10 protein-coding genes are annotated in these 13,735 nt (G+C 45.8%); 3 read left to right on the top strand and 7 right to left on the bottom strand.

What is annotated here, in order from left to right; translation table 11 throughout:
- Window positions 1-547: 547 nt before the first annotated feature.
- The 3 genes from NH568_RS00205 to cysS form a co-directional block, all read right to left on the bottom strand.
- Complete coding sequence (locus tag NH568_RS00205; RefSeq protein WP_253043607.1) at window positions 548-5,374, bottom strand: RHS repeat-associated core domain-containing protein; 4,827 nt, start codon at window positions 5,372-5,374, stop codon at window positions 548-550.
- A 2-nt stretch (window positions 5,375-5,376) separates the two neighbouring features.
- Entirely contained in the window at window positions 5,377-5,841 is a 465-nt protein-coding gene (locus NH568_RS00200; protein ID WP_253043605.1) for a hypothetical protein, read from the bottom strand.
- Window positions 5,842-6,002: 161 nt separating this feature from the next.
- Entirely contained in the window at window positions 6,003-7,382 is a 1,380-nt protein-coding gene (cysS, locus tag NH568_RS00195; protein ID WP_253043603.1) for a cysteine--tRNA ligase, read from the bottom strand.
- Window positions 7,383-7,588: 206 nt separating this feature from the next.
- Between cysS and NH568_RS00190 the strand changes: the two genes are divergently transcribed.
- Complete coding sequence (locus NH568_RS00190; RefSeq protein WP_054016531.1) at window positions 7,589-8,083, top strand: peptidylprolyl isomerase; 495 nt, start codon at window positions 7,589-7,591, stop codon at window positions 8,081-8,083.
- Between the two features lie 98 nt (window positions 8,084-8,181).
- Window positions 8,182-8,904 carry a UDP-2,3-diacylglucosamine diphosphatase gene (locus tag NH568_RS00185; RefSeq protein ID WP_253043601.1) on the top strand — a complete coding sequence of 241 codons (723 nt, stop codon included), beginning with the start codon at window positions 8,182-8,184 and terminating at the stop codon, window positions 8,902-8,904.
- A 10-nt stretch (window positions 8,905-8,914) separates the two neighbouring features.
- Here NH568_RS00185 and miaE read toward each other — a convergent pair whose 3' ends face one another.
- A complete protein-coding gene (miaE, locus tag NH568_RS00180; RefSeq protein WP_253043597.1) occupies window positions 8,915-9,706 on the bottom strand; it encodes a tRNA isopentenyl-2-thiomethyl-A-37 hydroxylase MiaE in 792 nt (263 codons plus the stop codon).
- A 505-nt stretch (window positions 9,707-10,211) separates the two neighbouring features.
- Between miaE and NH568_RS00175 the strand changes: the two genes are divergently transcribed.
- Window positions 10,212-10,811, top strand: coding sequence for a Yip1 family protein (locus NH568_RS00175; protein WP_253043593.1), 600 nt, complete (start codon window positions 10,212-10,214; stop codon window positions 10,809-10,811).
- 120 nt (window positions 10,812-10,931) lie between these two features.
- Here the strand turns inward: NH568_RS00175 and purF are convergent, their stop codons facing one another.
- The 3 genes from purF to NH568_RS00160 all read right to left on the bottom strand — a co-directional run bounded on the left by purF (window position 10,932) and on the right by NH568_RS00160 (window position 13,725).
- Window positions 10,932-12,458, bottom strand: a complete 1,527-nt coding sequence (purF, locus tag NH568_RS00170; protein ID WP_253043589.1) for an amidophosphoribosyltransferase — start codon at window positions 12,456-12,458, stop codon at window positions 10,932-10,934.
- Window positions 12,459-12,476: 18 nt separating this feature from the next.
- Entirely contained in the window at window positions 12,477-12,971 is a 495-nt protein-coding gene (locus NH568_RS00165) for a CvpA family protein (protein WP_253043584.1), read from the bottom strand.
- A 61-nt stretch (window positions 12,972-13,032) separates the two neighbouring features.
- Window positions 13,033-13,725 (bottom strand): SPOR domain-containing protein, encoded by a 693-nt coding sequence (locus NH568_RS00160; protein ID WP_253043580.1) that lies wholly within the window; start codon window positions 13,723-13,725, stop codon window positions 13,033-13,035.
- Window positions 13,726-13,735: the final 10 nt, after the last annotated feature.

Here is a 13,735-nt window from a genome sequence, read left to right as displayed (position 1 = left end):
GGACGTCCGTCTTGTCATTAAATCGACAATACATACAAAATTCACCAAGCTTAGGTTAAAGGTACGATTACAATGAAATACTCGTCGCTGTTGGCTCCGAGCACTGTTCAAGTAACATATCGCTTATATGCAGATGATGCCTATGCCCTGAAAATAATGCGCTCAAACAACCACCCATATACACACCTTGATATAAATAAGCCCCACAGCGTGGGGCTCAATTTTAAATACCAAGCAAGTCACCGTAATGGGCGACCTGGCAAGCTAGCAGCCTATATCCTTAAGCGCTTAAAAATCCAAAGCAGAATTCTAAAGGATAACGCGTAAAGCGAGATGAATAAGACAAAGGCACATCCCAGCACACCCAAAACCAACTCTCCCGGGTGTTCACTTCCGGGTGTATTTGGATCAACCCCAAATGCTATCGCAATTTTATGGATCAAAATAATAGACACATAGGTTATGGCACTGCCATTAATTATATGAAATAAGGCCCGAAGCCTTTTTCCCCCTTCAGTTCTGGCATCTGAAATTTTTAATGAGTTCATTATTGGCACTCTGAATGATCTCTACATATTTTATCCGCAGCGGTGACACCTGCTGCAGCCCCCGAGCTATAACCCGCCCCAACTTGTAAGTCTGCCACAGCGGACTTAGTTGTTGCATTGGTCAAAGACTGCGAATCTGACAGTACCCGCTGTGAGGTCGACGGTGTAATATTGTGTGACGCATTGGTGACCGAGTTATTAGGCAGGTTTTTCGTAACCGCTTTTTTAACGGCTTCCCCTGTATACTTGGCCAGCGCCCCCCCTGCCAGTCCCGAAGCACCGGCGGTCAATACCTTAACCGGCTCATAAGTCCCTGTCATAGTCTGGTTTGCCATCTCGCCAATCGCATTGGCTGAGCCCCCTAAGAATGCGGAAGAAGCAACCCCGGTGCCCAGTGAAGACCCCAGCCCTACAAGGCCTCCTACTGCCGATGCACGCCCCAGCGAGCCAATTGTCCATTGATCATTTGTAAAGTATTCCGTTGCTCCACCGATCACAGCGCCAATAACTGTGGCAGCGATCTGGACAGCAAACTCACCATCCGGATCGACATACTTATATGGGTTATTATTGGCATAGGTATAACGGTTAAACCCATGAACAGGATTGCCTCGCCCGATATGCCCCATCACATCAACAGGATCATTAGAATAAAAACGACCTATCGCTGGATCATAGTATCGAGCTTGCATATAACTCAGACCAAGCTCTTTATCGAACTTGTGCCCGGTATAGCCTACGTCATCGTTATTGCTCTCTAGCGTCTCACCGTACGGCAAATAGTTTTGCTCATCAGCGAGCACTCCCTTCGGTGTTACGCTGCCATACTTGGCAATCAGTTTCTTGCCTAAATAGATATAATTTACACCTTCGCCACTTACATGGTGATTTTCACGATACATCAGCTGGCCAGCCTGACTATACATGCTGTAACTGGTACCCTTCTGCTCTACCTGTTTAACGCGTCGGTTATGGCCATCGTAAACAAAATGATTGCCATTTGCTGAGGTCATCTGGTTGGCACGATTATGTGCCAGAGAGAATTGACCATTGTGGGTAATATTTCCTCTGCTGTCATACTGAAAAGCACCATACTTGCCGCTATAACCTGACACACTCGTTAAGCGGTTAGTTGTGCCATTGTAGGTATAGTTAAGCGTTCTCTTACGATTCTTATAGTACCTAATATTGCCTAGCGCATCATAACGCATGGTACTGCTGCCAATTGAAGCGCCGCCGCTCACCTCTACCAGTCTGTCTAATCCATCATAAACCAGGTCGTTCAAGCTGTAGCTAGAATTTATAAGATTCCTGATTGAGGTGACATTTTCATTGTTATCAAAGCCATACTGTAGTGATACCACTTTACCCATATTGCCTTCATCTCTCACCCACTCAGGCAAAAGGGAATATGCATCAAGTATAGTATCGTGCTTTACACCATTGCCGTAGTAAAAGCTGCTAAGGATCCCGTTAGGGTGGTACTTAACAGACCTGGCGAATGTCTGCTCCAAGGAACCATCCTGATTATAAGACCTTACCTGCGTTGGTTGCCCAAAAGCATTTGGCTTGTAAGACACGTTTGTGCCATCTGGATACACCACTCGGCTGATATGGCCAAACTTGTCATAGCCATAATCCAACATTAATGGCGCATGGTCTTCTATGTAGAGCTGTTCATCTTCCAGCAAACCACGGCTGTTATAGCTGTACCTGTGTTCTACATTACCCGCAGTCTGGGTGAGTACATTTCCGAGCTTGTCACGGGTAATTTCTAAATCTGGCGTACCTTCCGGGTAGTTAACTTTATGCAAATCACCTAAATTGTCATAGGTAAATATGGTTGCGTTACCGGGCCGAGATGACACACAAGAAGTGTTCGAGGCTCCCTGGAGGTGCCAATCGAGTGCTCCCTGTGCATCTGTACTGACTAAAGTATTGCCTACGTCTTTACGTTTAATCAGGCACAAGCCCTGGTGTGCATCATATAAGCGAGTCTCTGTCAGTGACTTTCCAGCTCCTTTTTGCGTGATGTGGGTGAGTTTATCGAATATATTATAAGTAAACTCAGTAACAACCCCTTCCGGTGAATCTATTTCTGTTGGCTTGTCGTGATTTGGTGTCCCTTTGGCATCATAACTTATAACCGTGACATTGCCGTTGGCGTCAGTTTTTTTCACCTTATTATTCGCCAAATAGCTAAAATTAGTAGTACCTAAATTGCTTTTTGACACAGACTTCAAACGTCCGAGCGTATCATATGTATAACGAACACCTTTTGTTTCTGTCGAAGATGCCGACTTATATGATTGAAACACAATTTGATTTCTATGGTTATAGCTAAACAGCTGATGTACCACTGAATGTCCAGAGACTGCGTGCTCTGAAAGATCCGTAAAGGTCACTTGCTTCAAGCGATTCAGAGCATCAAAATAGTGTACTTCACGAGACTTTGCAGGTCCGTCACATGTTTTACGATCGATATTCAATTGGCACCGAACAACTGTACGCTTATTCGCGCTATCATCCCAGGACACCTGATAACCATACCAGCTCCCCAGAATCGGATCATTCTCAAAGTGTATTGCCGAAATCCTACCTGCCTTATCAAAAGAATAATAAGATTTTACACCGTTATAATCCTCAACCCTATAAATATTACCGTCATTGTCAACATTTTGTACTTTTAGCATTTCGCCTGAATCATAGCGATTTTTCTTGTTAGTCCTCCTTGGTATACCGCGTTTGTAACCGTCATACTCTACATACTGAACACCGTGGCCATTGCTGTTATATTCAACGCGCTTAACATTCCCTCTTTCATGATATTCCGTATAACGTTTTATCCATCGCCCATAAGCCAGCTCTTCATAGGGCTGTTTGGCTCCACTGCCATAGTATTTAATTTCTCGTACAGTCTTATATCCATAGTCTGAATTTGAGACTTTTTCAGTTCTTAATTTTCCCAAATCCCATAAATCAAGGTCGTTCTGGTAACTGTATGCACGATACTCCTTATCTCCACCATAACTATTACTCTCAACTTTTTTTGTGTAAGAACCAAACTTATCATATGATTTATATTCAGTTGTATACGTCGTATCTCCCTGTGATTCATCACTGGATAGTACTTCTACAACTTTAGATAGATTCACTCTAAAATCTTCAACATTTAAGTTATTAATTAGCGCGCAAGGGGGTGAATCACCATTTCTAAAGCCAGACATCCTGTCACAGGTATTTAGTATTTTCCGACCTTTAGCAAAGTAACTAAGCTCTTTCTTCTTCAGCTTATTGCTAGACTCATCAATAGAATATATGGCTTTAATCTTGTTTTCTGAATAAGAGTTTGAATTGCGATCTATGTAATATATGACTTTTTCATTTTGCCCTGAGATAGTCGTGGTTTTAACATCCCGACTTTTCGAAACTGACGCAGGTTTCCCGTAAGGAAAAGCAACTTCCAGTGGCCTGGTTATGCGACGATTTACTTCTTTAATCATATCGCTTCCATAATCACGATATAAACCCGCATTCTCAGAGTAACTGTACCTCCATGTCATTGCGTTAATTTTATCACCTGATACTCTTTTATAAACTAGGTTTCTCTTAGCAGAACAATTGGCAGGACTAAAATAGGACTCCAACCTTCCAGGTGAATACTTTTGCTCAATAGAAACCCTTACATCTTCACGTCCATGATATATTGTCTTTATTCCGTACCTGACATTTAATCCAGTTGGAGTGGTAACGGTAAAGTACTTTGTTTTTTTATCATCCAGATCGCTAATTTCGCATTTACCTGGGCTTTCACCAATGCGACTTTTAAATTTAGTTGTCGCACGGAATTGTGCGGTATAAAACTCAGAAGGATATTGCCACTCAGTTTTATTTGGCAAAACAACCTTTTCCAACTTATTATCACCTGAATAGATATATTGCCATATCTTGCCATTTGCCCTAGCTTTAGTGAGCATTTTATTTGAGTAAAAGAGATCAATATTTCGGCCATCATTACTGAATACTCTTACAAGATTACCTCCTGAGTATCGATACTGAACAATGTTACCAAACTTATCTTCCACCTTAGTGGCCAACATCATCGCTCTGCGACCCATATTACCAATCGGAAAGGGCAGACCGTTTGGTCGAACCACTTTATGGTCAAAGTAATATTTAGTTCCATCAGGAGAAGTCACTTCGAAACCTTGCCCCTGACCATCCTTTCGCTGATAACAGTCAGTCACTTTATACAGGCTCTTAGTGAGCTTCATACCGCTAAATTCACCACTGCCTTCACGGATATCTTCCGTTACTTGCCCCGGAATATGCAGCTTCACACCACTCCAGTAACCTCCTAACTCTCTGTGGCTAGCGCTGCCATAGGCAGAAGTGTACCACCTTGAACTATCGCTACACTCATATCCGTTTTCCCAGCCGCGCCCATTGCCTTCAATACGAAAGCTGTGAGTAAGGTCACTTGAATCAACATACGTAGCACGGATATAAGGCACATCCAATAACCAGGTACCCAACCCCGTATTGCTAACATCGTCAAACGCATTCATATAGGAAAAAGGACTGTGTACACGCTTAAGCTCAACCGGAAGCGATGAGTTTCCGGGTATTGAGATATCTGTAACCGCAAAACTAATGGTGCCTGATACAGGATCATAGGCATCGCCTTCGGAGCTGGCAGCATTGACACTGAGTGCGCGCGACTTAGTGTCCTTCTCCAGGATATACTCATCAGCATAAACAGAAGAGATCGAGAGACTGACAGATAAAAGCAACGAAGAAAAATGCTTCTTAAGTGTTTGTTCCATGCTTATTGCTCCTCCATATAAGACTCGGCAACCGGGCTACCTAGTAAGTCAGTGTGAATAAATACCACTTTCTTTCTAAAAGAATAACCGAGGGAATAAGTGCCGGTGTTAACACATGTACTATAATTACAGGCCACGACACGTACCTGAAAATACTCAGCATTTTTTCCTGTATAGCCACTGTGCAATTCGAAGAATGTATTATCGGTGATGGCGACATCTACCCAATCGCCTGCCTCATTGAGTACCTGGATTTTATATTGACTGGCATGCTTCATATCATCCCAGGCAATGGTTTTTCCGCCATTCGAATCTGTGATCCTGATATTCTTTGGTGCTGGAAATTTATCTTTGGGAATATAAGGGATTACAACAGAGATACGACCATTACTAATGGGGATCCACGTTGTACTGGCCATTGCAGAGTTGATAAACAACAATGCGCTGAGGAGTACTACTTTTTTCACATTTCTTCCTGATTTATATTTAAAAAGGCTAGCCGAAAATCCTAAAAAGCCCGGCTCATACAAACGGCCAAGAGGTTAACACAGGGTTTTCTGGCAACATAAAAAGGCATATGCAAAACACATATGCCTTTGTTAGATACGCTATAAAGCGCGAATAGAGGTTAGGCTTTACGCCAGGTGGTTTTACCGGCGCTGTCTTCCAGTACCACGCCCATGGCGGTCAGGGCGTCGCGGGCGGCATCGGCTGCGGCCCAGTCTTTGTTGGCACGGGCGGTTTTACGCTGTTCGATCAGGGCCTCGATTTTTGCTACTTCGTCTTCGTCCTGGTCACCGTGCAAGAAAGCCTCCGGATCTTGCTGGGCAATACCCAGTACTTCGGCCAGTTTCACCAGAATAAAGGCATGTTCACCCGCGGCTTTGGCATCTGAGTCTTTCAGTAGGTTTACTTCTTTGGCCAGTTCAAAAATTACTGGCAGCGCTTCCGGGGTATTGAAGTCATCGTTCATAGCCGCTTCAAAACGTGCCACAAACGGGTTGCCCGCCAGTTCTGTCTCAACCAGTTCAACACCACGCAGAGCCGTGTAAATACGCTCTAATGACGAACGTGCCTGCTCCAGGTTCTCCTGTGAGTAGTTTAGCTGACTACGGTAGTGACCGTTGATCAGGAAATAACGCACGGTTTCACGGTCATACGCTTTAAGCACTTCACGCACAGTAAAGAAGTTGCCCAGTGATTTAGACATCTTCTCTTTATTGACCTGCACCATACCGGTGTGGATCCAGGTGTTGACGTAGCGACCATTGTTGGCACAGCATGACTGGGCAATTTCATTTTCATGGTGCGGGAACTGCAAATCCGATCCGCCACCGTGAATATCAAAGAACTCGCCCAAATGCTTAGAGCTCATCGCGCTACATTCAATGTGCCAGCCCGGACGGCCTTCACCCCAAGGTGATGTCCAGCTGGGCTCGCCAGCTTTGGCTTTTTTCCACAGCACAAAGTCGAGCGGATCATCTTTGCCTTCAGCCACTTCAACGCGCGCGCCCGCCTGAAGCATATCCAGGTCCTGCTGAGACAGCTGACCATATGCTTCAAAGGTCGACACATCAAATAATACATCGCCATTTTTTGCCACATAGGCATGGCCTTTTTCGATCAGACGTTCAATCATCACGATGATTTCGTCCATATGACCGGTTACAGTCGGCTCAATGTCCGCAGGCAGAATGTTCAGTGCCTCGAAGTCCTCGTGCATGGCCTTGGTCATACGTACTGTCAGCGCATCGATCTCTTCGTTGTTCTCAGCAGCACGCTTGATAATTTTGTCGTCCACGTCCGTAATATTACGTACATAAGTAACCTGATAGCCTAAGTGGCGCAGGTAACGGTTCATCACGTCGAAAGAGACATATGTACGGGCGTGGCCTACATGGCAGAAGTCATAAATAGTGATACCACACACGTACATGTCTACTTTGCCTTCCACAAGCGGTTTAAACTCAGTCTTTTGACGTGTTAGTGTGTTGTAGATCTGCAACATGTAGCTTTATTCCTAAAATTTATCCAAATTCTCAGCAATCATATCACTTGCACCGCTTTGGCTCTATAGAAAATCCCGTCCAAATAGAATGAAAAAGTAACAGTTAGTTGACAATTTAGCCGCTCACCCCCTGAGGGACTTTGTAGTTATGAATTTGTGCTATAAAATAGGCTCCTAATATGAAATATGTAAATCAAGGACCTGTTATGGTTGTTTTACAAACAAACTTTGGCGACATCAAAATTAACCTGTTTGCTGACAAAGCGCCGGCAACGGTTGAGAACTTTTTAAAGTACGTTGAATCTGGTTTTTATAACGGCACTATCTTCCACCGTGTTATCGACGGCTTTATGGTTCAGGGCGGCGGCTTTGAGCCGGGCATGGACCAAAAAGAAGTGGGTGCGCCGGTTAAAAACGAAGCCAACAATGGCGTTGCCAATAAAACAGGCACGCTGGCAATGGCACGCACGCCAGATCCTCATTCTGCCACGGCACAATTCTTTATCAATGTAAACGATAACGACTTTTTGAACTTCAGCAGTGAAACCGCACAAGGCTGGGGTTACTGTGTATTCGGTGAAGTGGCAGAAGGCATGGACATCGTTAACAAGATCAAAGGTGTTGCAACGGGATCTGCAGGCTTCCATCAGGACGTTCCGCTGGAAGACGTTGTGATCGAAAAAGCGTTTGTTGCCGAATAAGCGACCGCTTTATTGATTGTGAGGTGTGTACATTCAACGCTTGTATGAGCTGTGCATGCCTCTGTTCCTTTCCCTCGCTCTAATCTGAAGTTGTCTCCATGCGCAAAAGCTACTTTATTTCTGATCTGCATTTAACCGAACATCGCCCTGATATCACCGCCGCTTTTTATCGTTTTCTTGAACAGCATATGCAAGATGAAGTGGATGCCTTGTATATCTTAGGCGACTTTTTCGAGGTCTGGATTGGGGACGACGAAGGTAATCCGCTGGCACTTGAGATAGCCACTAAACTGCGTGCGATCTCCGAGCGTGGTATTAAACTGTTCTTTATTCATGGCAATCGAGATTTCCTGGTTGGTCAGCGCTACGCCGACCTCTGCGGTATGACTTTGTTGCCAGAGCAAGCGGTGATCGATCTGTATGGCACTCCCACCGTGATTTTACACGGCGATGAAATGTGTACCCAGGACGAGGTCTATCAGAAGTTTCGTAAGAAAAGCCGTGGCTGGTGGTGGCCAAGGCTGATGTTGTCTATGCCGCTGTGGTATCGCCGCCGGGTGGCGCGCAATGCCAGAGAAAAGAGCAAACAAAGCCAAATGGGCAAAGCGCCAGAAATTTTGGATGTAACCGAAGAAGCCGTGCTGGCAATGTTCGACCGCCATCAGGTTAACAATATGATCCATGGCCATACACATAGGCCAAATGTCCACCACTACAACGACAAAACACGTACCGTGTTGGGCGACTGGTATAGTCAGAGCTCTTATCTGGTGGCCACTGAGCAAGGCCAGACCCTCACTCAGCATCCTTTTTCAGACTAAACCTGTCAGTTCATGCAGCCTGAAGCGGCGCACCACTATGAAATTTAAAGTCGCTGTCTGGCGTTAAGATCAGCGAGTTTTCAATGGCTTTGAACTCGGCGACACGTGCTGCGATATCAAATCGCTGCGGATCAGTCGCATCGGCCACCTGCTGTGCCAGCTCCAGATAGTCCTGATAATGACGTGCTTCCGAGCGCAACAGCGAGACATAAAAGCGCCCAATGTCCGGCTCCAGGTAAGGGGCCAGTTTCGCAAAACGCTCACAGGAGCGGGCCTCGATAAAGGCACCTATGATCAACTTATCAATCAACGCAGCTGGCTCAAACGTACGCACATGCTTGATCATGCCAGAGGCATAACGAGAGGCATTGAGGCTCTGAACCCGTAACCCTTTCTCGTTAATGATATCCAGCACCTGCTCGAAGTGGTGTAACTCTTCTTTGATCAATCGCACCATTTTATCCAGTATATCCTGGTTATAGGCGTATTCGGGCTTAGCGGTTAGGCTACCGATGAGTTCATTCTTGCTGGCACTAAACTGACCATCGCCAATTTTACGATAGACAAAGTCTTCATAGGGCTTGATCCAGCCAAGAAGAGTTTTGGCTGAGGCATTGTCTACCGCATATTTACGGATTAAAAATGCCGCGCTCTGGGCCGCTTTGAGCTCACAGTGCATATGGTCGACCAACAAGGCTTGCAGATGCTCCGGCTTTTTCGCTTCGTCGATCCAGCTGTCGGGAGTTTCACAACCCAGAAACTGATAAATAGGTGCCAACAGATCGGCATACTTCTCTAACATGTCTCAGATAATCATTCGCAAAAAATTACCCCTATTCTACCACAAGCGTGCCAAGTGGCACTATGAACGCCCGTCGTTTACCACAAGTTTGTGCCAGATCAAAGACGCCGGGATTTCAGAATTGTTTCTTGACAAAAATTAACCAATCTTTCATAACTTAAATGATGTTGTATAAATTTCATACTTACAGGCGTCGCCAGTGGCCCCATTTTTATGGTGATTACGCAGCTTAGCCTCATCGCACTGTGATGTTACTGAGCTGTTATGAGATACCAGTTACGCTTAATATTTGTCCAATTTGAGGGAGCAAATATGACGCTAACAGCGTTAAAAATTTTTCATTTAGAACGACTAAATCACAAAATTTTTGCCTTGTTATCGACCCTATTTCATTGCCTCAAAATGGGACAATTTATTAAGCAAACTGGTATAAGACAAGGACTGCACCCGTGATCGCCGGGTAATCTGAACGCGTCAGACAACAATCTTTTTTGAGGGGCTCGTTATGATTTTAAATCATCTGTGGGGCATATATGCCCACCCAATCGAAGAGTGGCAAACCATAGACAATCGCCACGAAAGCGCTACGTACAGTTTATCTCACATTGCCTTGATTGCCCTGATCCCCAGTTTAATGGGCTACTATTCCTCTGTGTATCTGGGCTGGAAAATCGGCACTGGCGACGATGTGTTTCTCACCCATAACAGTGCCATGCTGATAGGCATTGCCATGTACTTTGCGCTGATCATCGGCGTGTTTGCCTTGTCTTATCTGGCTCACTGGATGGCGGTGACATTCGGTGCTAAACCCACTTATACACAAACGCTGGAGCTCTCTGCCTATACCGCCACACCGGTCTTTATGTCTGCCTTTGCTGCTTTCTATCCGGAATTGTGGTTTGTGGTCTCAGTAGGGCTGGCTGCCCTTGCCTACTCGGTCTACCTGCTTTACACCGGCGTTCCTATTCTGATGCACATACCTGAGGAGCGTGGCTTTATCTATGCCAGCTCAGTGGTCACTTGTGGTTTGGTATTATTGGTAATTATTTTGGCTGCAACAGCGATATTGTGGACGAATGGGATAATCAGTCCTACATTTACCTAGGGAGCGCGCTTATGCCCCTTAATGGTGCGTAGGTCAGCTCGCTTCCTTTGCTTTTATCCTATAGAAATCTAACAAAAAGGGCCGCAATCGCGGCCCTTTTTTTAAACATGTTAGGCTAATTTACTCGCCTTCACCCGTTTCCTGATTGTGCAGCTCAAGGCTTGCCGACATGGCTTTTTCACGTGTCGATTTTGCCGAGTCATTACGCAGTGCATCGATACGATTCAGGTAATCCTGGTTTACATCACCAGTAATGTACTGACCATCAAAAACGGAGGTTTCAAAGCGTGTGATCTCTGGGTTTTCCAGTGCCACCGCGTCTTTCAGATCAGAGATTGACTGATAGATCAGGCCATCTGAGCCGATGCTGGCATTGATGTCTTCTACATCACGGCCGTGGGCAATCAGCTCTGCAGCCGATGGCATATCGATACCGTACACATTCGGGAAGCGCACTTCCGGTGCGGCTGAAGCGAAGTAGACATTCTTTGCACCCGCATCACGCGCCATTTCAACAATTTGCGCCGATGTCGTACCGCGAACGATTGAATCGTCCACCAGTAGTACATTTTTGCCGGCAAACTCTCGGTCGATGGCATTTAGCTTACGACGTACCGACTTTTTACGCTGTTCCTGACCAGGCATGATGAAAGTACGGCCGATATAGCGGTTTTTAACAAAACCCTGACGATAAGGTAGTTCAAGCACCGATGCGATTTCGAGCGCGATATCGCAAGATGTCTCCGGGATTGGGATAACTACGTCAATGTCTTTGTCGGCCCATTCGCGTTTGATCTTCTCACCCAGCTTAGTACCCATATTGACACGGGTAGCATAGACCGACATATTGTCGATGTTCGAATCCGGACGAGCAAAGTAAACAAACTCAAAAATACACGGCGCGTGCATGGTTTTGTTGGCACAGATCTGCGAATGGAACTGACCGTCTTCTGTCACATAGATGGCTTCGCCTGGTGCCACATCTCGAACGAATTCAAACCCGTCGATAGACAATGCCACGCTCTCAGACGCAAACATGTATTCAACGCCACGTTCAGTTTCACGCTTACCGAATACCAAAGGACGAATACCGTGCGGGTCACGAAACGCCAGAATACCATGGCCGATGATCATAGCAATGGTGGCGTACCCACCCGACACTTGCTGGTTCACTTCGCTGATAGCGTTAAACATATCAGCAGGTTCCAGCTTCATTTTGTCGCTACGTCCCAGCTCATACGCCAGGATATTCAGCAGCACTTCTGAGTCAGACGTCGTGTTGACGTGACGGCGTGCCTTAGTGAACAAACGCTCTTTCAGCTCTTCCGCATTGGTTAAATTACCGTTGTGCGCCATGGCGATACCAAACGGTGAATTCACATAAAAAGGCTGTGCTTCCGCTGAGCTGGAAGAACCGGCTGTCGGATAACGCACATGGCCGATGCCAATGTTACCCTGCAGACGCTTCATGTGACGGGTGTGAAACACGTCTTTGACCAGGCCATTGGCCTTGCGTAAGCTGAACGTATTGTTGTCAATGGTAATGATGCCGGCTGCATCTTGGCCACGGTGTTGCAAAACAGTTAAGCCGTCATAAATCGCCTGATTTACAGGAGATGTTCCGACTATCCCAACGATACCACACATTAAAAATTTCCTCGCCGATTAACGGTTTGCTGAATTCAAAAAGCTTGAGTTATGTTCTAGATAGGAAAAAAACCACTCTATTACAAAGCCAAATTCAGGGATTACTTGGGATGCCTGCCACCACGATGTATCGGGGGCTTTGGTGAAGGCATCCAGGAAAAACAACGCGGCGCTAACGACCAGCACGCCCCGCATCGCACCGAACACTATGCCAACCAGGCGATCGGTACCAGACAAGCCCGTACGCTGTACGAGTTCACCTAAGATATAATTGACAAACCCACCTAACACAAGTGTCGCAATAAAAAGTATGGCGATTGCGGCGGCATTTCTTAAAAGGGGTTCTGAAATGAAGGTCAGGAAGGTTGCAAGGTATTGGTAGAATAAACTAGATATGAAAAAGGCGCCGATCCAAACCACGAGTGACATGGTTTCTTTCACAAAACCTCTCATCAGGCCAAACAGTGTCGAGATACCGACAATTGCAAAGATGGCGTAATCAACCCAGATCATATAAACCAATAAGTCGTTAATTTGGGGCGCATTCTATAAGACACGCCCATCAATTACCAGATCATTTTACCACGGTAAATTGAGTAAGGCGGCCGTTTAACTTAGTTAATTTCTTTAATTCTGGGAGCTTAGCTTCCAGTTTAGCTTTATTTAAATCTGGTCCGACAAATACTTTGGTCAGGGTACCATTGGGTGTTTTCACCGGGCGGGTAAATGTCTTAAAGCCATTCTTAGTGAGTTTTTTAGTCAGTGCTTCAACATTTGATTTATGTGAGAAACTACCAAGCTGAATGACATAGGCCATCTGCGTAAAGTTGGAAGACTCGGGACGTGCCAACGGCTCACTTTTCACCTCAGGCGCAGCGCTGGGCTTAGCGGGCAGCTCAGTGGGTGGCTGAGTTGATTCAGGCTTACCTTCCCCCTTATTGTCCGCAACCTCGACCACAGGCGACTCCGCTTGTTGCTCGCCTTGTGTGTCGTCCTGCAGCTCGTTAGATATTAGCGCAGAACTGAGTTGGTCGTCATCGGCACTGATGTCTTCTACCACCTCTTCCATTGGCTCTGTTGCCAGTGATGCGCGTTCATCTATGCGCGTTTTTAGCTCAATGGTCGAGAACTCAGGACGGTCAGGGATAGGCTTAAACCCTTCCTTATAGTGGACTTTTTCGCCATCCAAAATATTAGGTATAAACACCACCGCCGCTATCACTACGATGCTGGTGCCGACCAGTCGGTTAATAAATCCTGAGTTCACAACTATTGCT

Origin of the sequence: Pseudoalteromonas sp. XMcav2-N (genome assembly GCF_024124545.1) — a bacterium.
In the GTDB taxonomy this organism is placed as follows: domain Bacteria; phylum Pseudomonadota; class Gammaproteobacteria; order Enterobacterales; family Alteromonadaceae; genus Pseudoalteromonas.
The sequence above is the reverse complement of the archived record's forward strand: the minus strand, read 5'-3'. Positions and strand labels throughout refer to the sequence as shown.